The organism is Ramlibacter sp. JJN2-2R (assembly GCF_057747835.1).
Genome location: NZ_CM173226.1, coordinates 3,374,323 through 3,395,831, shown reverse-complemented (window position 1 = coordinate 3,395,831; position 21,509 = coordinate 3,374,323). Strand labels below are relative to the sequence as shown.

19 protein-coding genes are annotated in these 21,509 nt (G+C 70.5%); all 19 read left to right on the top strand.

Features of this window, described 5'->3' with window-relative positions; genetic code table 11:
* Positions 1–31: 31 nt before the first annotated feature.
* The 19 genes from hslV (at position 32) to lpxC (ending at position 21,506) form a co-directional block, all read left to right on the top strand.
* The gene (hslV, locus tag AC3ANR_RS16445) at positions 32–583 is read left to right on the top strand and encodes an ATP-dependent protease subunit HslV (protein WP_488289181.1); all 552 of its coding nucleotides are present in this window, start codon (positions 32–34) and stop codon (positions 581–583) included.
* Positions 580–1,881, top strand: a complete 1,302-nt coding sequence (gene hslU, locus AC3ANR_RS16440; protein WP_488289180.1) for an ATP-dependent protease ATPase subunit HslU — start codon at positions 580–582, stop codon at positions 1,879–1,881. The genes hslV and hslU overlap by 4 nt, the downstream gene beginning before the upstream one ends.
* A gap of 231 nt (positions 1,882–2,112) precedes the next feature.
* Positions 2,113–2,541 carry a division/cell wall cluster transcriptional repressor MraZ gene (gene mraZ, locus AC3ANR_RS16435; protein WP_488289179.1) on the top strand — a complete coding sequence of 143 codons (429 nt, stop codon included), beginning with the start codon at positions 2,113–2,115 and terminating at the stop codon, positions 2,539–2,541.
* 9 nt (positions 2,542–2,550) lie between these two features.
* Positions 2,551–3,465: a 16S rRNA (cytosine(1402)-N(4))-methyltransferase RsmH gene (gene rsmH, locus AC3ANR_RS16430; RefSeq protein WP_488289178.1), complete on the top strand. Its 915-nt coding sequence runs from the start codon at positions 2,551–2,553 to the stop codon at positions 3,463–3,465.
* Entirely contained in the window at positions 3,462–3,737 is a 276-nt protein-coding gene (ftsL, locus tag AC3ANR_RS16425) for a cell division protein FtsL (RefSeq protein ID WP_488289177.1), read from the top strand. Before rsmH ends, ftsL begins: the two co-directional genes overlap by 4 nt.
* A 55-nt stretch (positions 3,738–3,792) precedes the next feature.
* Complete coding sequence (locus AC3ANR_RS16420) at positions 3,793–5,526, top strand: peptidoglycan D,D-transpeptidase FtsI family protein (RefSeq protein ID WP_488289176.1); 1,734 nt, start codon at positions 3,793–3,795, stop codon at positions 5,524–5,526.
* Complete coding sequence (locus AC3ANR_RS16415) at positions 5,526–7,001, top strand: UDP-N-acetylmuramoyl-L-alanyl-D-glutamate--2,6-diaminopimelate ligase (protein WP_488289175.1); 1,476 nt, start codon at positions 5,526–5,528, stop codon at positions 6,999–7,001. The genes AC3ANR_RS16420 and AC3ANR_RS16415 overlap by 1 nt, the downstream gene beginning before the upstream one ends.
* A gap of 5 nt (positions 7,002–7,006) precedes the next feature.
* On the top strand, positions 7,007–8,377 hold the full coding sequence (locus tag AC3ANR_RS16410; protein WP_488291832.1) for a UDP-N-acetylmuramoyl-tripeptide--D-alanyl-D-alanine ligase: 1,371 nt from the start codon (positions 7,007–7,009) through the stop codon (positions 8,375–8,377).
* Positions 8,367–9,545, top strand: coding sequence for a phospho-N-acetylmuramoyl-pentapeptide-transferase (mraY, locus tag AC3ANR_RS16405; RefSeq protein WP_488289174.1), 1,179 nt, complete (start codon positions 8,367–8,369; stop codon positions 9,543–9,545). The genes AC3ANR_RS16410 and mraY overlap by 11 nt, the downstream gene beginning before the upstream one ends.
* Before the next feature lie 407 nt (positions 9,546–9,952).
* A complete protein-coding gene (gene murD / locus AC3ANR_RS16400) occupies positions 9,953–11,404 on the top strand; it encodes a UDP-N-acetylmuramoyl-L-alanine--D-glutamate ligase (protein ID WP_488291831.1) in 1,452 nt (483 codons plus the stop codon).
* Positions 11,401–12,639: a putative lipid II flippase FtsW gene (ftsW, locus tag AC3ANR_RS16395; RefSeq protein ID WP_488289173.1), complete on the top strand. Its 1,239-nt coding sequence runs from the start codon at positions 11,401–11,403 to the stop codon at positions 12,637–12,639. Before murD ends, ftsW begins: the two co-directional genes overlap by 4 nt.
* Positions 12,636–13,700 carry an undecaprenyldiphospho-muramoylpentapeptide beta-N-acetylglucosaminyltransferase gene (murG, locus tag AC3ANR_RS16390; protein WP_488289172.1) on the top strand — a complete coding sequence of 355 codons (1,065 nt, stop codon included), beginning with the start codon at positions 12,636–12,638 and terminating at the stop codon, positions 13,698–13,700. The genes ftsW and murG overlap by 4 nt, the downstream gene beginning before the upstream one ends.
* Entirely contained in the window at positions 13,697–15,109 is a 1,413-nt protein-coding gene (gene murC / locus AC3ANR_RS16385) for a UDP-N-acetylmuramate--L-alanine ligase (protein WP_488289171.1), read from the top strand. The genes murG and murC overlap by 4 nt, the downstream gene beginning before the upstream one ends.
* The gene (locus tag AC3ANR_RS16380) at positions 15,106–16,128 is read left to right on the top strand and encodes a D-alanine--D-alanine ligase (protein ID WP_488289170.1); all 1,023 of its coding nucleotides are present in this window, start codon (positions 15,106–15,108) and stop codon (positions 16,126–16,128) included. The genes murC and AC3ANR_RS16380 overlap by 4 nt, the downstream gene beginning before the upstream one ends.
* A complete protein-coding gene (locus tag AC3ANR_RS16375; protein WP_488289169.1) occupies positions 16,125–16,910 on the top strand; it encodes a cell division protein FtsQ/DivIB in 786 nt (261 codons plus the stop codon). The genes AC3ANR_RS16380 and AC3ANR_RS16375 overlap by 4 nt, the downstream gene beginning before the upstream one ends.
* 8 nt (positions 16,911–16,918) lie before the next feature.
* A complete protein-coding gene (ftsA, locus tag AC3ANR_RS16370; protein ID WP_488289168.1) occupies positions 16,919–18,148 on the top strand; it encodes a cell division protein FtsA in 1,230 nt (409 codons plus the stop codon).
* A 150-nt stretch (positions 18,149–18,298) separates the two neighbouring features.
* Positions 18,299–19,537, top strand: a complete 1,239-nt coding sequence (gene ftsZ / locus AC3ANR_RS16365) for a cell division protein FtsZ (RefSeq protein ID WP_488289167.1) — start codon at positions 18,299–18,301, stop codon at positions 19,535–19,537.
* Between the two features lie 357 nt (positions 19,538–19,894).
* Positions 19,895–20,515, top strand: coding sequence for an FHA domain-containing protein (locus AC3ANR_RS16360; RefSeq protein ID WP_488289166.1), 621 nt, complete (start codon positions 19,895–19,897; stop codon positions 20,513–20,515).
* A gap of 67 nt (positions 20,516–20,582) precedes the next feature.
* Positions 20,583–21,506: a UDP-3-O-acyl-N-acetylglucosamine deacetylase gene (lpxC, locus tag AC3ANR_RS16355; RefSeq protein ID WP_488289165.1), complete on the top strand. Its 924-nt coding sequence runs from the start codon at positions 20,583–20,585 to the stop codon at positions 21,504–21,506.
* Positions 21,507–21,509: the final 3 nt, after the last annotated feature.

Here is a 21,509-nt window from a genome sequence, read left to right as displayed (position 1 = left end):
CATTCGTCCCCGGCGGCCCCATGTACCGCCGATGGACCAATTTCACGGAACGACCATCGTCAGCGTGCGGCGCAAGGCGCCCGACGGCCGCTGGCAGGTGGCGATCGGGGGCGACGGCCAGGTGACCCTGGGCAACGTCGTGATCAAGGGCTCGGCCCGCAAGGTGCGCAGGCTCTACCACGACAAGGTGCTCGCCGGCTTCGCCGGCGCCACGGCCGACGCCTTCACGCTCTTCGAGCGGTTCGAGGCCAAGCTGGAGAAGCACCAGGGCCACCTCATCCGCTCGGCCATCGAGCTCACCAAGGACTGGCGCACCGACCGCGTGCTGCGGCGGCTGGAGGCCATGCTGGCCGTGGCCGACCGCGACGCCTCGCTCATCATCACCGGCAACGGCGACGTGCTCGAGCCCGAGCACGGCATCGTGGCGATCGGCTCCGGCGGCGCGTACGCGCAGGCCGCGGCGCGCGCGCTGCTGGACAGCACCGAACTCGGCGCGCGCGACATCGTCAAGAAGTCGCTCGAGATCGCCGGCGAACTCTGCATCTACACCAACATGAACCACACGATCGAGGTGCTGGAATGAGCGCCATGACGCCCCAGGAGATCGTCTCCGAGCTCGACCGCCACATCGTGGGCCAGGCCCAGGCCAAGCGCGCGGTGGCCATCGCGCTGCGCAACCGCTGGCGGCGCCAGCAGGTGGACGAGAAGCTGCGCCCGGAGATCACGCCCAAGAACATCCTGATGATCGGGCCGACGGGCGTGGGCAAGACCGAGATCGCGCGGCGGCTGGCCAGGCTGGCGGACGCACCGTTCATCAAGGTCGAGGCGACCAAGTTCACCGAGGTCGGCTACGTGGGCAAGGACGTCGACTCGATCGTGCGCGACCTGGCCGAGATCGCGGTCAAGCAGACCCGCGTCGCCGAGATGCGCAAGGTGCGCACGCGCGCCGAGGACGCGGCGGAAGAGCGCGTGCTCGACGTGCTGATGCCCGGCGTGGCCGGCGACAGCACGGCGCGGCAGTCGTTCCGCAAGAAGCTGCGCGAGGGCGTGCTCGACGACAAGGAGATCGACATCGACCTGGCCGAGCAGCGCCAGCAGCTGGAGATCATGGGGCCGGCCGGCATGGAGGAGATGACCGAGCAGCTGCGCGGCATGTTCAGCCAGTTCGGCGGCCAGCGGCGCAAGACCCGCAAGCTGCGCATCGGCGAGGCGATGAAGCTGCTGGTCGAGGAGGAGGCGGGCAAGCTGGTCAACGAGGACGAGATCCGCACGCAGGCGATCCACAGCGCCGAGCAGAACGGCATCGTGTTCATCGACGAGATCGACAAGGTGTCCTCGCGCAGCGACACCTCGGGCGCGGACGTGTCGCGCCAGGGGGTGCAGCGCGACCTGCTGCCGCTGGTGGAAGGCACGACGGTGTCCACCAAGTACGGACCCATCCGCACCGACCACATCCTGTTCATCGCGAGCGGCGCCTTCCACCTGTCCAAGCCGAGCGACCTGATTCCCGAGCTGCAGGGGCGGCTGCCGATCCGCGTCGAGCTGCAGTCGCTCTCGGTGCAGGACTTCGAGGCCATCCTCACCAGCACGCATGCGTCGCTGGTCAAGCAGTACCAGGCGCTGCTCGGCACCGAGGGCGTGAAGCTGGAGTTCACCGCCGAAGGCATCACGCGGCTGGCGCACATCGCCTGGGACGTGAACGAGCGTACCGAGAACATCGGTGCCCGGCGCCTGTCCACCGTGATGGAGCGGCTGCTCGACGAGGTCAGCTTCGACGCCACCCGGCTGGGCGGGCAGACGGTGACGATCGACGCCGGTTACGTCGATGCGCGGCTGGGTGAGCTCAGCCGCGACGAGGACCTGTCCCGCTACATTCTTTAACACGCCCGACGGGCTTCAAGTTCAACATTCAGAGGCCCCGCTAAGTGGTTCATTTAGAACGGATTTGACAGCTGTAGAGCTGCCATAATCCGCTCTAAGTCCTTGATTTCATTGCAAATTTCACGCAAGCGCTTGCTTGCGCGGCTGAGTTTTCCTGCTACAGTGCAAAAAAGTGCAATTAAGTGGTGAAAAGTGCCCTCGCACTCCACTTCGCACAGCAGGCCAGCAGCGGTGTTCCAAGGCGCCTCGTCCGTGAGTCTCGATGCCAAGGGTCGGCTTTCCGTGCCGACCCGGCATCGCGACGTCCTGGCGGCGACCGCGAACAACCAGCTGACGATCACCAAGCACCCGCACGGCTGCCTGATGATCTTTCCGCGACCCGAGTGGGAAAAATTTCGCGAGCGTATCGCCGCGTTACCGATGTCCGCCCAGTGGTGGAAGAGAATCTTCATGGGCAACGCGATGGACGTGGAGCTCGACGGCACGGGACGCGTGCTCGTCTCCCCTGAACTGCGCGCCGCCGCCGGCATCGACCGCGAGACCATGCTGCTTGGCATGGGCAACCACTTCGAACTCTGGGACCGCGCCACTTACGAGGCCAAGGAGGCCGAGGCCATGCGCGGCGAGATGCCCGACGTCTTCAAGGACTTCTCTTTCTGAGCGCGGACGGTGGACAACCAATGGCAACACACCACCGTCTTGTTGAGCGAAGCAGTCGAAGCTCTTCTCACCAAGCCGGATGCAACCTACGTCGACGCCACCTTCGGGCGCGGCGGGCACTCGCGCCTGATCCTGTCGCGCCTCGGCCCCCAGGGGCGCCTGGTGGCCTTCGACAAGGACCCCGAGGCGATCGAGGAAGCGGCGCGGATCACGGATCCGCGCTTTTCCATCCGGCACCAGGGCTTCCGCTCGCTGGGCGAGCTGGGTCGGGCGAGTTGCGCGGGCGTGCTGATGGACCTGGGCGTGAGCTCGCCCCAGATCGACAACCCGGCGCGGGGCTTCTCGTTCCGCGGCGACGGCCCGCTGGACATGCGCATGGACACCACGCGCGGGGAGAGCGTGGCCGACTGGCTTGCAACGGCCGAAGCAGGCCAGATCGCGGAGGTGATTCGTGACTACGGCGAAGAACGGTTTGCTGTTCAGATTGCAAAGGCGATTGTTTCTCGCCGACAGGAACGGGGCCCTCTTGCAACCACCGCCGAGCTGGCCCAGCTCGTGGCTGGCGCGGTCAAAACCCGCGAGCCGGGCCAGGACCCTGCAACGCGCACATTTCAGGCTCTTCGGATTTTCATCAACGCCGAGCTTGAAGAGCTGCAGGAAGCGCTAGGGGCGGCCTTGGACATCCTGCAGCCCGGCGGACGCCTCGTGGTCATCAGCTTCCATTCGCTGGAGGACCGCATCGCCAAGCAGTTCATCGCCTCACAGTCGCGCGAGGTGGTGGACCGCCGCGCGCCGTTCGCCGCGCCCAAGCCGATGAAGCTGCGCGCGCTGGGCCGCATCAAGCCCTCGGCCGCGGAAGTGGCGGCCAACCCGCGTTCGCGCAGCGCGATCATGCGGGTGGCAGAGAGGACGGACGTGCAATGACGCGCCTGAACCTCGTCCTGCTGCTCGCGCTGGTGCTCAGCGCCATGCTCACCGTGCAGGTGCAGTACGAGTCGCGCCGCTTGGTCGCCGAGATCGAGAAGTCGCAGGGCGAGGCGCGCCGGCTCGAGGTCGAGCACGAGCGCCTGCAGGTCGAAAAGCGCGCCCAGGCCACGCCGCTGCGCGTCGAGCGCCTGGCCAAGGACCAGCTGCAGATGCGCACCGCGTCGCCGGCGATCACGCAGTACGTGAGCCAGGCCAAGGGGCAGCCATGAGCCGCACGGCCGCTTCGAAGGCGAACGCCGCGGCGCGCGGCGCGGAGGCTCGCGCATGACCAAGAGCGTGCTCTACGCGTCGAGCCCGCTGCTGGCGAGCAAGACGCCGGTCTGGCGCAGCAAGTTCATCGTCGCCGCCCTCGCGCTCGGCTTCGCCGGCCTGGCCGGCCGCGCCGCATGGGTGCAGGTGGTGGGCAACGACTTCTTCCTGCGCCAGGGCGAGGTGCGCTTCGTGCGCTCGCTCGAGCTGCCGGCCAACCGCGGCCGCATCCTCGACCGCAACGGCCTGCTGCTGGCCACCAGCGTCCCCTCGCCGAGCATCTGGGCCATCCCCGAGGACGTCGAGCGCGATCCGGTCAAGCTGCGCCAGCTGGCCAAGCTGCTGGGGATGAGCGCCGCGGAGCTGGACAAGCGCCTGGCCGACGAAGACAAGACCTTCGTCTGGCTCAAGCGCCAGGTCGACGAGTCGGTGGCGCGCCAAGTCGCCACGCTGGGCATCAAGGGCATCTACCAGCGCAAGGAATACCGCCGCCAGTACCCCGAGGGGGAGTCCGCCGCGCACGTGGTGGGCTTCACCAACGTGGAAGACAAAGGCCAGGAGGGCATGGAGCTGGCCTTCGACAAGGAACTGGCCGGCCGCCCCGGCTCGCGCCGCGTCATCAAGGACCGCCTGGGCCGCGTCGTCGAGGAACTGGGCGAGCAGGTGCCGCCCGTCGACGGCCGCGACCTGCAGCTGTCGGTGGACAGCAAGGTGCAGTTCTTCGCCTACCAGAAGCTGCGCGATGCGGTGCTCGAGAACCGCGCCCGCGCCGGCAGCGTCGTCGTCATCGACGCGCAGACGGGCGAGGTGCTGGCGCTGGCCAACTACCCCAGCTACGCGCCCGGCCAGCGGCACAACCTCACCGGCGAGCAGCTGCGCAACCGCGCGCTCACCGACGTGTTCGAGCCGGGCTCGACGATGAAGCCGTTCACGATCGGCCTGGCGCTGGAGAGCGGCCTGGTCACGCCGCAGAGCACCGTGCAGACCGCCCCCGGCTACGTCGTCATCGGCGGCGCGCGCATCTCCGATTCGCATGCCCACGGCGTGCTGACGGTGCAGCAGATCATCCAGAAGTCCAGCAACATCGGCACTCTGAAGATCGCGCTGCAGATGCAGCCGCGCGAGATGTGGGAGCTGTTCACCGCGGCCGGGTTCGGCCAGAAGCCGCAGATCACCTTCCCCGGCGCGGTCAGCGGGCGCCTGCGGCCCTACAAGAGCTGGCGGCCGGTGGAGCAGGCCACCATGTCCTACGGCTACGGCCTGTCGGCCTCGCTGTTCCAGATGACGCGGTCGTACACCGTGTTCGCGCACGACGGCCAGATCATCCCGGCGACGCTGCTCAAGACGTCTCAGCCGGCGGCGGGCGCGCAGGTGTTCTCGGCCAAGACGGCGGCCGAGATCCGCACCATGCTGCAGATGGCGGCCGGCCCCGGCGGCACCGGCCCCAAGGCGCAGACGCTCGGCTATTCGGTGGGCGGCAAGTCCGGCACCGCGCACAAGCAGGTCGGCAAGGCGTATGCGAGCAACAAGTACCGCTCGTGGTTCGTGGGCATGGCGCCGATCGACAAGCCCCGCATCATCGTCGGCGTGATGGTGGACGAGCCGTCGGCCGGCAAGTACTTCGGCGGCGACGTCGCCGCGCCGGTGTTCAGCACGGTGGTGCAGCAGACGCTGCGCCAGATGGGCGTGCAGCCCGACATGAGCGTCAAGCCGCAGGTCGTGGTGGACGCCGTGGAGGAGTCGTTCTGATGCAGCAGCTGCGCACCCCCCAGGACGCCGCCCGCTGGCTGCACGGCCGCGTGACCGGCGCGCTGCATTGCGACAGCCGCCGCGTGCGCAGCGGCGACGGCTTCATCGCCTGGCCGGGCGCGGCCACCGACGGGCGCCAGCACGTGCCCTCGGCGCTCGCGCAGGGCGCGGCCGCCTGCCTCGTCGAGCAGGAGGGCGTGGAGGCTTTCGGCTTCACCCACGACGCCGTCGCCGCCTATCCCCGGCTGAAGGCCGCCACCGGCCCGATCGCCGCCGAGTACTACGGCCACCCGACGCGCCAGCTGCAGGTCGTGGCCGTCACCGGCACCAACGGCAAGACGTCCACCGCCTGGTGGCTCGCCCAGGCCCTGTCCGCGTTGCAGGACGGCACCTGGCCGTGCGCCGTGATCGGCACGCTGGGCACCGGCCGGCCGCCGCGCGTCGAGGCCACCGGCCTGACCACGCCCGACCCGGTGCTCCTGCAGGCCCGGTTCCGCAAGTTCGCCGACGAGGGCCTGAAGGCCTGCGCGATCGAGGCCTCCTCGATCGGCCTGGCCGAGCGGCGCCTGGACGGCACGCGCATCGCCGTGGGCGTCTTCACGAACTTCACGCGCGACCACCTCGACTACCACGGCACGATGGAGGCGTACTGGGACGCCAAGGCCGAGCTTTTCCGCTGGGACGGGCTGCGCGCGGCGGTGGTGAACGTGGACGACAGCAAGGGCGCGGAGCTCGCCGCCGGCCTGCGGGGCAGCGGCCTCGACCTGTGGACCGTGTCCGCCGCGCGCGAAGCGCGCCTGCAGGCCCTCGACATCGGCTACGGCACCCAGGGCCTGCGGTTCACCGTCGCCGAAGGCGCGCAGCGCTTCGAGCTCGCCACTTCGCTTATCGGCCACTACAACGTCTCCAACCTGCTGGGTGTGATCGGCGCCATGCGCGCGCTCGGCGTCCCGCTCGGGCAGGCGGTGTCCGCCTGCGCGTCGCTGCTGCCGGTGCCCGGCCGGATGGAATGCCTGCAGCTGGCCGGCCAGCCGCTGGTGGCCGTCGACTACGCGCACACGCCCGACGCGCTCGACAAGGCGCTGCTGGCCCTGCGCCCGCTCGCGCAGCAGCGCGGCGGCCGCCTGTGGTGCGTGTTCGGCTGCGGCGGCGACCGCGACGCGACCAAGCGCCCGCTGATGGCCGCGGTGGCCGAGAAGAACGCCGACCGCGTGGTCGTCACCAGCGACAACCCGCGCAACGAGAAGCCGGAGAACATCATCAGCCAGATCCTGCTCGGCCTGTCGCACCGCGAGTGCGTCGAGGTCCAGGCCGACCGCGCGCGCGCGATCGCCGAAACCATCGCGGCGGCCGCGCCCGGCGACGTCGTGCTGCTGGCCGGCAAGGGCCACGAGGATTACCAGGACATCGCCGGCGTGAAGCAGCCGTTCGACGACCGCGTGCACGCGCTGCGCGCGCTGGAGGCCCGCGCATGACCGCGATGTGCACCCTGCAGCAGGTCGCCGGCTGGGTCGGCGGCCGCCTGGTGGGCGAGGGCTCGGTGGCCATCGGGCGCGTGCACACCGACACGCGCACGCTGCAGGCCGGCGACCTGTTCGTCGCCATCCGCGGCGACCGGTTCGACGCCAACGACTTCCTGGCCGATGCCCAGGCCAAGGGCGCCGCCGCGGCCATCGCCCAGCCCGGCCGGCTGCCGCAGGGGCTGCCCGGCGTCGAAGTGGACGACAGCAAGGCCGCGCTGGGGCGCCTGGCCGCCGCGTGGCGCCAGCAGTTCCAGCTGCCGCTGGTGGCCGTCACGGGCAGCAACGGCAAGACCACCGTGACGCAGATGGTCGCCTCGATCCTGCGCGCCTGGCGCCCACAGAACCACCTGGCGACGCAGGGCAACTTCAACAACGACATCGGCCTGCCGCTCACGCTGCTGCGCCTGCGCGCGGAGCACCGCGTCGCCGTGCTCGAGCTGGGGATGAACCATCCCGGCGAGATCGCCTACCTGGCCGACATCGCGCGGCCGACGGTGGCGCTGGTCAACAACGCGCAGCGCGAGCACCAGGAATTCATGGCCACCGTCGAGGCGGTGGCGCGGGAGAACGGCAGCGTGTTCGGCGGCCTGCCGCGCAACGGCGTGGCCGTGTTCCCCGCCGGCGACGACTATTCGGCGCTCTGGACGCAACTGGCGGACGGGCGCGCCACCCTCACGTTCGGCGACGCGGGCAGCGGCGCCGACATCCTTCTGGCCGGGTCTGAATGGCACCAGGGTCAGTGGACGTTCCGGGCCGACACGCCCGCCGGTCCGCTGCAAGCCCGACTCCATATCGCCGGCCGCCACAACGTGCGCAACGCGCTGGCTGCCGCGGCCTGCGCACTGGCCGCGGGCGTGCCGCTCGCCGCGATCGCGCAGGGCCTGGAGGCGTTCGAGCCGGTCAAGGGCCGCTCGCGCGCCTTCGCCATCGACCTCGGCGCCCGCGTGCTCACGCTGGTGGACGACAGCTACAACGCCAACCCCGACTCGGCGCGCGCCGCCATCGACGTGCTCGCCGAGCTGCCCGGCCCGCGCCTGCTGGTGCTCGGCGACATGGGTGAGGTGGGCGACCAGGGCCCGCAGTTCCACGCCGAAGTGGGCGACTACGCCCGCGAGCGCGGCATCGAGCGGCTCTACACCCTGGGCGAGCAGGCGCGTGCCATGGGCGGGCGGCACTTCGAGGACGTGCAGGCGCTCAACGCCGCCGTGCTCGCCGACCTCGCGCAGTGCGCCAGCGTGCTGGTCAAGGGATCACGCTTCATGCGCATGGAGCGGGTGGTGGAGGCGATCCAACAACAACAACCCAAGGAGGGCGCCCATGCTGCTTAGCCTGGCCGTGTGGCTGCAGTCGCTGGGGCCGGAGTTCGGTTTCCTGCGCGTGTTCCAGTACATCACCTTCCGCGCCGTGATGGCCGCCATGACGTCGCTGCTGATCGGCCTGGTGGCCGGCCCCTGGGTCATCCACCGGCTGGCGGAGCTGAAGATCGGCCAGCCGGTGCGCGGCTACGGCATGCAGACCCACCTGTCCAAGAGCGGCACGCCGACGATGGGCGGCGTGCTGGTGCTGCTGTCGATCGCGATCGCGACGCTGATGTGGTTCGACCTGTCGAACCGCTTCGTCTGGATCGTGCTGGTGGTCACGATCGGCTTCGGCATGATCGGCTGGGCCGACGACTGGCGCAAGGTCGTGAACAAGGACCCCGAGGGCATGCCCTCGCGCGAGAAGTACTTCTGGCAGTCCGTGATCGGACTCATCGCCGCGCTGTACCTGGTGTTCAGCATCTCGGAGAGCAACAACATCCGCGTGGTGGAGCTGTTCTTCGAATGGGTGCGCTCGGGCTTCGACGTCAACCTGCCGCCCAAGGCCGGCCTGCTGGTGCCCTTCTTCAAGGAAGTGAGCTACCCGCTGGGCGTGTTCGGCTTCGTGTTCCTCACCTACGTGGTGATCGTGGGCGCGAGCAACGCCGTGAACCTGACCGACGGCCTGGACGGCCTGGCGATCATGCCGGTGGTGATGGTCGGCTCGGCGCTGGGCGTGTTCGCCTACGTGACCGGCAGCTCGGTCTATTCCAAGTACCTGTTCTTCCCGCACATCCCCGGCTCCGGGGAACTGCTGATCTTCTGCGCCGCGATGGCCGGCGCGGGCCTGGCCTTCCTGTGGTTCAACACGCACCCGGCGCAGGTGTTCATGGGCGACGTCGGCGCGCTGGCGCTCGGCGGCGCGCTGGGCACCATCGCCGTCATCGTGCGGCAGGAAATCGTGCTGGCGATCATGGGCGGCGTGTTCGTGGCCGAGGCGCTGTCGGTGATGGCGCAGGTGACCTGGTTCAAGTACACGCGCAAGCGCTACGGCGAGGGACGGCGGATCCTGAAGATGGCGCCGCTGCACCACCATTTCGAGAAGAGCGGCTGGAAGGAGACCCAGGTCGTGGTCCGCTTCTGGATCGTGACGATGCTCCTGTGCCTGGTGGGCCTGTCCACCCTGAAGCTGAGGTAGGCGTGACGCACGACGAGCAGCACGACCCGTCCATGCCGCAGGTGCAAGCACCGGCGGCAGCAGACGCGCCCGCGCCGGCCCCGGACGCGGGACTGCCGGTCCAGGCCGCACCGGCTTCGCCGGCCGAGCCGATCGCGCCTGCAGCACCCGCCGAGACCGCCGCGACCGCTGTACCCGCTGTACCCGCTGCACCCGCTGCACCGGTGATGCCGGCCCTGACGGCCGCCGCCGAAGCGCGGGCCTGGCGCGATTCGCTCGCCCTGGGCATGGACGATGGCGAGCCCGCCCCGGCACCCGCGGCTCCCGTCGCGCCGGCGGAGGAGCAACCGGCGCCCGTGCCCGCACCGGCCGTCGACCCCCTGCCGGCTGCCGTCCTCGTGCTGGGCCTGGGCGAGTCGGGCCTGGCGATGGCGCGCTGGTGCGCCCGCGCCGGCTCGCAGGTGACCGTGGCCGACACGCGCGAGGCGCCCCCGCGCCTGCAGGCGCTGCGCGACGAACTGCCGCAGGTGCGCTTCGTCGGCGGGCCGCTGGGCGAGCACCTGGTCGAAGGCATCGAAGCCGTCTACCGCAGCCCCGGCCTGTCGCCCGCGCAGGCGGAGCCCGTGCTGCGGCCGGCGGCCGAGCGCGGCCTGCCGATCGGCGGCGAACTCGCGCTGTTCACCCACGGGCTCGCGCGACTGCGCGCGGACCAGGGCTATGCCCCGGCCGTGCTCGCCGTCACCGGCACCAACGGCAAGACGACCGTCACGTCGCTGACCGGGCAGCTGGTCGAGCGCACGGGCCGCACCGTGGCCGTGGCCGGCAACATCGGCCCGACGCTGCTGGACACGCTGGCCGCCCGGATCGAGGCGCAGTCGCTGCCGCAGGCCTGGGTGCTGGAGCTGTCGTCGTTCCAGCTCGAGGGCCTGGACGGCTTCGAGCCCACCGCCGCCACGGTCCTGAACCTGAGCCAGGACCACCTGGACTGGCACGGCAGCATGGACGCGTACGCCGCGGCCAAGGCGCGCATCTTCGGCGCCACCGCGCTGATGGTGCTCAACCGCGACGATCCGCTGGTGATGCGCATGCTGCCGGCGCCCGTGCGCCTGAAGGGCGGCAAGTTCGAGCAGCGCGCGTTCGTCACCTTCGGGGGCGACATGCCGCAACGTCCCGGCGACTTCGGCATCGAGGTCGTGAACGGCATGGCGTGGCTGGTGCGCGCCCTGGAAGCGGACGAGACGCAGAAGCGGCGCAAGGATGCGGAGCACGAGCTGCACATCCAGCGCCTGATGCCGGCCGACGCCCTGCGCATCCGCGGCCGCCACAACGCCGTCAACGCGCTGGCCGCGCTGGCGCTGGCCACGGCGACCGGTGCGCCGCTCGGGCCCATGCTGTACGGCCTGCGCGAGTACCGCGGCGAGCCGCACCGGGTCGAATCGGTGGGCATCGTGGGCGACGTCGAGTTCTTCGACGACAGCAAGGGCACCAACGTCGGCGCCACCGTGGCCGCGCTGGCGGGCCTGGGCGCCGACCGCAAGGTGGTCGTGATCCTGGGCGGCGACGGCAAGGGGCAGGACTTCACGCCGCTGGCCGCGCCGGTGGCGCGCCACGCGCGCGCGGCCGTGCTGATCGGGCGCGACGCGCCGGCGATCCGCGCCGCGCTCGAGCAGGCCGGCGTGCCGCTCGTGGAGGCCGCGTCGATGGAGGAGGCCGTGCGCGCCGGCGCGCAGCGCGCGCATGCCGGCGAGGCGGTGCTGATGTCGCCGGCCTGCGCCAGCTTCGACATGTTCCGCAACTACGAGCACCGCGCCGACGTCTTCCGCGCGGCCGTGCAGGCGCTGGCCGACGAAGCCGGCACCGAGCTGGAGGGCGCCGCATGAACGCCGTCCTCGCCCGCGTCGGCGGCTGGTTCTCGCGCGGCAAGCGGCCCGACGTGCCCGTGCGCGGCACGCGCTACACCGCCAGCGTGTCGCCGGCCGGCGTCCAGGGGTTCGACCAGCCGCTGCTGTGGGTCACCGTCGCGCTGCTGGCCTTCGGCCTGGTGATGGTCTATTCGGCCTCGATCGCGATGCCGGACAACCCGCGCTTCGCCAATTACGCCCACACGCACTTCCTGGTGCGCCACCTGCTCTCGCTGGGCCTGGCCTTCGTCGTCGGGCTGCTCGCGTTTCAGGTGCCCTTGTCGACCTGGGAGAAGGCCGCGCCCTGGCTCTTCATCGCCTCGCTGCTGCTGCTGATGCTGGTGCTGGTGCCCCACGTGGGCAAGGGCGTGAACGGCGCCCGGCGCTGGATCGGCCTGGGCTTCATGAGCTTCCAGCCGTCGGAGCTGGCCAAGTTCGCCGTGCTGCTGTACGCGGCCGACTACATGGTGCGCAAGATGGAGGTCAAGGAACGGTTCTTCCGCGCCGTGCTGCCGATGGCGGCGGCCGTGGCGGTGGTGGGCGTGCTGCTGCTGGCCGAGCCCGACATGGGCGCCTTCATGGTGATCGCCGTCATCGCCATGGGCATCCTGTTCCTGGGCGGCGTCAACGCGCGCATGTTCTTCCTGATCGCCGCGGTGATGGTCGTGGCCTTCATGCTGATGATCGCGTTCTCGGACTGGCGGCGCGAGCGCATCTTCGCCTACCTCGATCCGTGGAACGAGAAGTACACGCTGGGCAAGGGCTACCAGCTGTCGCATTCGCTGATCGCGATCGGCCGCGGCGAGATCTTCGGCGTCGGCCTGGGCGGCAGCGTCGAGAAGCTGCACTGGCTGCCCGAGGCCCACACCGACTTCCTGCTGGCCGTGATCGGCGAGGAGTTCGGCCTGGTGGGCGTGCTCACCGTCATCGGCCTGTTCCTGTGGATGACGCGCCGGATCATGCACATCGGCCGCCAGGCCGTGGCGCTCGACCGGGTGTTCGCCGGCCTGGTGGCGCAGGGCGTCGGCCTGTGGATGGGATTCCAGGCCTTCATCAACATGGGCGTGAACCTGGGCGCGCTGCCGACCAAGGGCCTGACCCTGCCGCTCATGAGCTACGGGGGCTCGGCCATCCTGCTCAACCTGGTGGCGATCGCGGTGGTGCTGCGCATCGACTACGAGAACCGGATGCTGATGCGCGGAGGCCGCCCATGACCAAGTGCGCACTGGTCATGGCCGGCGGCACGGGCGGCCACATCTTCCCGGGGCTGGCGATCGCCGAGGCGCTGCGCGAGCAGTCGTGGCGCGTGCACTGGCTGGGCGGCCCCGACAGCATGGAAAGCCGCCTGGTGCCGCCGCGCGGGTTCGCGTTCGAGGCCATCGACTTCGGCGGCGTGCGCGGCAAGGGCCTCAAGACGCTCGTGCTGCTGCCGCTGCGCCTGCTCAAGGCCTTCTGGCAGAGCGTGCAGGTGGTGCGGCGCGTGCGCCCCGACGTGGTCGTCGGCCTGGGCGGCTACATCACCTTCCCGGCCGGCATGATGAGCGTGCTGCTGGGCAAGCCGCTGGTGCTGCACGAGCAGAATTCGGTGGCCGGCATGGCCAACAAGGTCCTCGCCGGCGTCGCCGACCGCACCTTCACGGCCTTTCCCGAGGTGCTGAAGAAGGCCCGCTGGATCGGCAACCCGCTGCGCGCCGGCTTCCTGCAGCAGCCCGCCCCGGCCGAGCGCTTCGCCGGCCGCACCGGCCCGCTCAAGGTGCTGGTGGTGGGCGGCAGCCTGGGCGCCAAGGCGCTGAACGACATCGTGCCGAAGGCGCTGGCGCTGATCCCCGCCGCCCAGCGGCCGCTGGTGCGCCACCAGAGCGGCGCCCGGCAGATCGAGGAGCTGCGCGCCAACTACGCGGCCGCCGGCGTCGAGGCCGAACTGACTCCCTTCATCGACGACACCGCGCAGGCGTTCGCCGATGCCGACCTGGTGGTCTGCCGCGCCGGCGCGAGCACCGTCACCGAGCTGGCCGCCATCGGCGCGGCCGCGGTGTACGTGCCGTTCCCGCACGCGGTGGACGACCACCAGACGACCAATGCCAGGTTCATCGTGGACGCGGGGGGCGGCTGGCTGGTCCAGCAGCGCGACCTCACGCCCGAGGGACTGGCCCAACTGATGCAGGGCGTGGACCGCGCCGAGCTGCTGCGAAAGGCACAGGCCGCCCGTGCCGTGGCCCGCACCAGCGCGACGGCGGACATGGTCCAGGCCTGCGAGGAGCTCGCAAGGGCATGAAACACGCGATCAAGCACATCCATTTTGTCGGCGTGGGCGGCGCCGGCATGTCCGGCATCGCCGAGGTCCTGCGCAACCTGGGCTACACCATCTCGGGCTCCGACCTGGCCGACAGCGCCACGCTGCGGCGGCTCAAGGGGCTGGGCATCCAGACCTGCGTGGGCCACGCCGCCGCCAACATCGCCGGCGCCGACGCGGTGGTGACGTCCACCGCCGTGCAGGCCGACAACCCCGAGGTCGTCGCCGCGCGCCAGCGCAAGATCCCGGTGGTGCCGCGCGCGATGATGCTCGCCGAGCTGATGCGCCTGAAGCAGGGCATCGCGATCGCGGGCACGCACGGCAAGACGACCACCACCAGCCTGGTGGCCAGCGTGCTGGCCGAGGGCGGGCTCGACCCCACCTTCGTGATCGGTGGCCGCCTGAACAGCGCGGGCGCCAACGCCAAGCTGGGCGCCGGTGACTACATCGTGGTCGAGGCCGACGAGTCCGACGCGTCGTTCCTGAACCTGATGCCCGTGATGGCCGTCGTCACCAACATCGACGCCGACCACATGGAGACCTACGGCCATGACTTCGGCCGGCTCAAGGGCGCGTTCCTGGACTTCCTGCACCGCATGCCGTTCTACGGCACGGCGATCCTGTGCGTCGACGATCCGGCCGTGCGCTCCATCGTGGTCGACGTGCAGTGCCCGGTCACCAGCTACGGCGTGAGCGAGGACGCCCAGGTGCGGGCGGTCGACATCCGCGCCGTCGGCGCGCAGATGCACTTCGTCGCCCAGCGCCGCAACGGCGTCGTGCTGCCCGACCTGCCGGTGCGCCTGAACCTGGCCGGTCACCACAACGTGCTGAACGCGCTGTCGGCGATCGCCGTCGCCGTCGAACTGAACATCCCCGACGCGGCGGTGCAGAAGGCGCTGTCGGAATTCCGCGGCGTCGGACGCCGGTTCCAGCGCTATGGCGACGTGCGCGTGCGCGAGGCCAACGGCGGCGGCCGGTTCGCCGTCATCGAGGACTACGGCCACCACCCGGTCGAGATCGCAGCGACCGTGGCCGCCGCGCGCGGCGCGTTCCCGGGCCGCCGCCTGCTGGTCGCGTTCCAGCCGCACCGCTACAGCCGCACGCGCGACTGCTTCGAGGACTTCGTGAAGGTGCTGGGCCAGGCCGACGTGGTGCTGCTGTCCGAGGTGTATGCGGCCGGCGAGGCGCCGATCGTGGCCGCGGACGGCCGCTCGCTCGCGCGGGCGATGCGCGTGGCGGGCAAGGTGGAACCGGTGTTCGTCGACGACATCGCCGACATGCCCGGGGCCATCCTGGACGTCGCCCGCGACGGCGACGTCGTGATGTGCATGGGCGCCGGCTCGATCGGCGGCGTGCCGGCGAAGCTGGTGGAAACGGGAGGCGCGGCATGAGCGCGGCACCGATCGACGTCAAGGCGCTGGGCAAGGTCGCCGTCCTGATGGGCGGCAAGTCGGCCGAGCGCGAGGTCTCGCTGATGTCCGGCGCCGGCGTGCTCAAGGCGCTGCAGAGCAAGGGCGTGAACGCGCACGCGTTCGACCCGGCGCAGCGCGACCTCTCCGAGCTCAAGCGCAAGGGGTTCAGGCGCTGCTTCATCGCGCTGCACGGCCGCTACGGCGAGGACGGCACGGTGCAGGGCGCGCTGGAGCTGCTGGGCATCCCGTACACCGGCTCGGGCGTGATGGCCTCGAGCGTCGCGATCGACAAGGTGATGACCAAGCGCATCTGGATCGCCGAGGGCCTGCCCACGCCGAAGTACCAGCTGCTGCGCCGCGGCGCCTATGCCCGCGAGCAGGTGCGCACCATCCCCGACGACCTGGGCCTGCCGCTGATCGTCAAGCCGGCGCGCGAAGGCTCGTCCATCGGCCTGGCCAAGGTCGAGGGCTACTCGCAGATGCAGGACGCCGTCGACGCGGCCGCGGCGCTGGACAGCGACATCCTGTGCGAGCAGTTCATCGCCGGCGACGAGGTCACCTGCCCGGTGCTGGGCACGGGCGACGGCGCCCGCGCGCTGCCGGTGATCCGCATCGTGGCGCCCGGCGGCAACTACGACTACCAGAACAAGTACTTCACCGACGACACCCAGTACCTGGTGCCGTGCGGCCTGCCCGAGGGCGAGGAAGCGGCGATCCAGGAGATCGTGGTCAAGGCCTACCGCGTGCTGGGCTGCCGCGGCTGGGGCCGCGTCGACGTGATGATCGACGCCGCCACCCGCAAGCCCTACCTGCTGGAGATCAACACCTCGCCGGGCATGACCGGGCATTCGCTGGTGCCGATGTCGGCACGCGCCGCCGGCATCAGCTACGAGGACCTGTGCCTGCAGCTGCTGGCTTCGGCCGCGCTCGACCACGAGCGCATCGAGCGCCGCCGCCCGGCGCAGCCCGCCGCCGACGGGGAGGGCCAGGCCGCATGAGCCCCGCCGTGCAGCAGCCCTTCGACGTGCGCCTGATGAACGCCACCGCCGCGGCGCTGGTGATGGGCTTCGTCGCGCTGCTGCTGGCCGCGCTGTGCTGGTGGGCGCTGCGCCATCCGCTGTTCGCCCTCGGCGGCATCACCGTGCAGGGCGAAGTGACGCACAACAGCGCCGCGACCCTGCGCGCCAACGTCGCGCCGCAGCTGGCGGGCAACTTCTTCACCGTGGACCTGGGCGCCACGCGCCGCGCGTTCGAAGCCGTGCCGTGGGTGCGGCAGGCGGTGGTGCGCCGCGAGTTCCCGAACCGGCTGCGCGTCGCGCTGCAGGAGCACCACGCCGCGGCGTTCTGGGGCGAGGAGGGCGGCTCGCGCATGGTCAACAGCTTCGGCGAGGTGTTCGAGGCCAATCCCGGCGACGTCGAGCAGGAAGGCCTGCCGCGCCTGTCGGGGCCGGACGGCCAGGCGCCCCAGGTGCTGGCGATGTTCCGCGCCGTGGCGCCGCTGTTCGAGCCGCTGGACCTGGGCGTCGAGCAGCTGTCGCTGTCGGGCCGCGGCAGCTGGCAGGTGACGCTGGACACCGACGCGGTGGTGGAGCTGGGTCGCGGCGAGCAGGACGAGGTGGTGCCGCGCGTGCGCCGGTTCGTCGAGACGCTGACCCAGGTGGGCTCGCGCTTCGGGCGCCGGCCGGACGCGCTGGTGTCGGCGGACCTGCGCTACGGGGACGGATACGCATTGCGGTTGAGGGGCGTGGGCACGGTCGAGGCCGCCACGCAGAAGAGATAGAGGGACACATGGCCAAGGAATACAAGGATCTCGTGGTGGGGCTGGACATCGGCACCGCCAAGGTGATGGCGGTGGTGGGCGAGGTGCTGCCCGGGGGCGAGCTCAAGCTGGCCGGCCTGGGCGTGGCGCCGTCCAATGGCCTCAAGCGCGGCGTGGTGGTCAACATCGACGCCACCGTGCAGAGCATCCAGCAGGCGCTCAAGGAAGCCGAGCTGATGGCCGACTGCAAGATCACGCGCGTCTACACCGGCATCACCGGCAGCCACATCCGCGGCATCAACTCCAGCGGCATGGTCGCCGTCAAGGACAAGGAAGTGACGCCGGCCGACGTGGCCCGCGTCGTCGAGACCGCGCGCGCCATCAACATCTCGACCGACCAGCGCCTGCTGCTGGTCGAGCCGCAGGAATTCGTGATCGACGGCCAGGACGTGCGCGAGCCGATCGGCATGAGCGGCATCCGGCTGGAAGCCAAGGTGCACATCGTCACCGGCGCCCAGAGCGCGGCCGAGAACATCGTCAAGTGCGTGCGCCGCTGCGGGCTGGAGGTCGAGCAGCTGATGCTCAACCCGCTCGCCTCCAGCCTGTCCGTGCTCACCGACGACGAGAAGGACCTGGGGGTGGCGGTGGTCGACATCGGCGCGGGCACCACCGACGTGGCCATCTTCACCGGCGGGGCCATCCGCCACACCTCGGTGATCCCGATCGCCGGCGACCTGATCACCAGCGACATCGCCATGGCGCTGCGCACGCCGACCAAGGACGCCGAGGACATCAAGGTCGAGAGCGGTTTCGCCAAGCAGCTGCTGGCCGACCCCGAGCAGCAGGTCGAGGTGCCGGGCCTGGGCGACCGCGGCCCCCGCATGCTGTCCAAGCAGGCGCTGGCCGGCGTGATCGAGCCGCGCGTGGAGGAGATCTTCTCGCTCGTGCAGCAGGTGATCCGCGAGTCGGGCTACGAGGAGGTGCTGTCCTCGGGCATCGTGATCACCGGCGGCAGCTCCGTGATGCCGGGCATGGTGGAGCTGGGCGAGGACATCTTCCTCAAGCCGGTGCGCCGCGGCGTGCCGCAGTACTTCGGCGCGCTGGGCGACATGGTCGCGCAGCCGCGCGCGGCGACCGTCATGGGCCTGCTCGAGGAAGCTCGCCTGGCCCGCGTGCGCGGCCTGAAGGTCGCGCAGAAGAACGGCTCGATGAAGACCGCGTTCTCGCGCTTCCGGGACTTCATCGTGGGGAACTTCTGATGCATTCGCACAAGCGCTGGCTGGCGCGCGGCAGCCCCCCTTTGCGACGACGGGAGCGATGGCGGTGCACCGATCCGCCCTCCTGAACGTTCATCACCGGATCCAACAACAAACGCAAGTGGCAACTGCAACCGAATCTAGGAGTCAGCAATGAGCATCGAAATGATCGAAGTCGAAGAATTCCACCAGGGCACCCAGATCAAGGTGATCGGCGTGGGCGGCGGCGGCGGCAACGCGGTCGAGCACATGATCGGGCGCGAGGTGCAGGGGGTGGAGTTCGTCTGCGCCAATACCGATGCGCAGGCGCTTTCGCGCAGCGCGGCTCACAAGGTGATTCAGCTGGGCAACAGCGGCCTGGGCGCCGGCAGCAAGCCGGAGAAGGGCCGCGAGGCGGCCGAGGCGGCCGAGAACAGCATCCGCGAGGCCATCGACGGCGCGCACATGCTGTTCATCACCGCCGGCATGGGCGGCGGCACCGGCACCGGCGCCGCGCCAGTGATCGCGCGCATCGCCAAGGAGATGGGCATCCTCACCGTGGGCGTGGTGACCAAGCCGTTCGACTGGGAAGGCGGCCGCCGCATGACCAACGCCGACCAGGGCCTGGCCGAACTGGAAGCCAACGTCGACTCGCTGATCGTGGTGCTGAACGAGAAGCTGCTCGAGGTGCTGGGCGACGACGTCACGCAGGACGAGGCCTTCGCGCACGCCAACGACGTGCTGAAGAACGCCGTCGGCGGCATCGCGGAGATCATCAACGTGCCCGGCCACGTGAACGTGGACTTCGAGGACGTGCGCACCGTGATGGGCGAGCCCGGCAAGGCCATGATGGGCACGGCGGCGGCGTCCGGCCCGGACCGCGCCCGCATCGCCGCGGAGCAGGCCGTCGCCTGCCCGCTGCTGGAGGGCATCGACCTGTCCGGCGCCAAGGGCGTGCTGGTGCTGATCACCGCGGCCAAGGGCAGCCTGAAGCTGTCGGAGTCCAAGCTCGCGATGAACACCATCCGCGCCTACGCCTCGCCCGACGCGCACGTGATCTACGGCACCGCCTACGACGACAACCTGGGCGACCAGGTGCGCGTCACCGTGGTGGCCACCGGCCTGTCGCGCCAGGGCCAGCAGCGCCGCACCGCGCCGCCGCTGCAGGTGCTGCGCACCGGCACCGACAACGTGCCGTTCCACGTGCCGACGGTGAACAACGCCGTCGCCGGCCCGGGCGCGATCGTCACGCGCGAGATGCTGCCGCCCCAGCAGCCGGACTACGGCGGCATGACGGTGCCCAGCGTGTGGCGCACCAACCGCACCCAGGCGGCCGCCAAGGTCGACGCGCTGTCCTCGGGCGGCATGGACGACTTCGAGATCCCGGCGTTCCTGCGCAAGCAGGCGGATTGATCGATCACGAAGAAAACGCTGCGCGTTTCCTTCGTGGTTTTCTGATCAGTTGGGCCCGGCCCGGCGAAGCCGGATCCGGGCCCAAAGTGTGTTTGCGCTGCATGTGATTGCGCGCAAACGGCTCGACCTGCGGTCGTGGGCGGTCCGTCCTTCGGCGGACCGCGGGCGCAACACCGAAAGGGCTTCAGCCCGGAGCACGGAGAGGCGGAGCATGGGGCGCCGGCGCCAGCCCCCTGCAGCCCGCCCTGGACGCCCGGGAGCAAAGACCGGCCTCTGGTTCAAAACGCCCGCTGCAGGATCACCGCATTGCTTTGTGCGCCGCGGTCGGGCTAGCATGGCCCGCAGGAGGGTTCCGCCATGCCGCAGCTGATTGCCACCGTCGAAGGGGTCGAGGTCAAGCACGTGTACCTCGCCAAGGACCGCACGACGCTGGGGCGCAGGGCCGACAACGACATCGTGCTGGACAACCCCGCCGTCAGCGGGCGGCATTGCGTGTTCGAGCTCAAGGGCCTGGCGGACGTGTTCGTCGAGGACGCGGGCAGCACCAACGGCACCTTCGTGAACAACAAGCGCATCCGGCGGCACCAGCTGCAGGACGAGGACGTCATCGCCATCGCGGGGTTTCGCATCCGCTACCTGCAGTCCACGGGCGATTCGGGCTTCGGCGCCACCGCCGCGATGTCCCTGGGCGCCGCCTCCCACCTGCCGCCGCCCGTGCACGCCAGCTTCCGCGTGCTCACGGGCAGCTCGGCGGGCCTGGAGGTGCCGGTCGTCAAGGCGGTGTCGACCTTCGGCAAGCCCGGCGTGGCGGTCATCGCCGTCTCCCACCGGCGCACGGGCTACTACGCGGCGCACCTGGACGGCGCCCAGGTGCCGAGCCTCAATGGCAGGCCGCTCGGCCCGGACCCGGTGCTGCTGGCCGACCTGGACGTGCTGGAGCTGGCCGGCACGCAGATGCAGTTCGCGGTCAAGGGCTGAGCGCCGCTATCGCGGCCATAGGCCGCAGGTCAGGCGTGGACAAGGCCGCGCGCCCTAAAATCGCGGCATGCTGCAGCAACGCACCCTGAAGTCGCTCACGCGCGCCGTCGGCGTCGGGCTGCACAGCGGCCAGCGCGTGGAGATGACGCTGCGGCCCGCGCAGCCGGACACGGGCATCGTGTTCCGCCGGGTCGACCTGCCCGAGCCGGTGGACATCGCCGTGTCGGCCGAGGCGGCGTCCGACCTGCGCCTGGCCTCGACCATCTCCAGCGGCGGCGCCAAGGTGCGCACCGTCGAACACCTGCTGTCCGCCTGCGCGGGGCTGGGCATCGACAACCTCTACGTCGACATCACCGCCGAGGAAGTCCCGATCCTCGACGGCTCCTCATCCTCGTTCGTGTTCCTGCTGCAAAGCGCGGGCATCGAGCTGCAGAACGCGCCGCGCCGCTTCATCCGCGTGCTGCGGCCGGTGGAAGTGCGCGACGGCGCCGGCGACAGCCTGAAGTGGGCGCGTCTCGTGCCCTACAACGGCTTCAAGGCCAGCTTCGAGATCGACTTCGCGCACCGCGTGGTCGACTCCACCGGCCAGCGCTACGAGTTCGACCTGGGCGCCGGCAACTACGTGCGCGACATCGCGCGCGCCCGCACCTTCGGGTTCACCAAGGACCTGGAGATGATGCGCGCCAACGGCCTGGGGCTGGGCGGCGGCCTGGACAACGCCGTGGTGATGGACGACTACCGCGTGCTCAATGCCGACGGCCTGCGCTACGACGACGAACTGGTCAAGCACAAGATCCTCGACGCCATGGGCGACCTGTACCTGCTGGGCAAGCCGCTGCTGGCCGCCTACGAGGCGTTCCGCTCCGGCCATGCCATGAACAACGCGTTGCTGCGCGCGCTGCTGGCCGAGCGCGACGCCTGGGAGGTCGTCACCTTCCAGGACGAGCGGCAGGCGCCCGCCGGTTTCGTGCAGCCCGTGCGCGCCTGGTAGCGC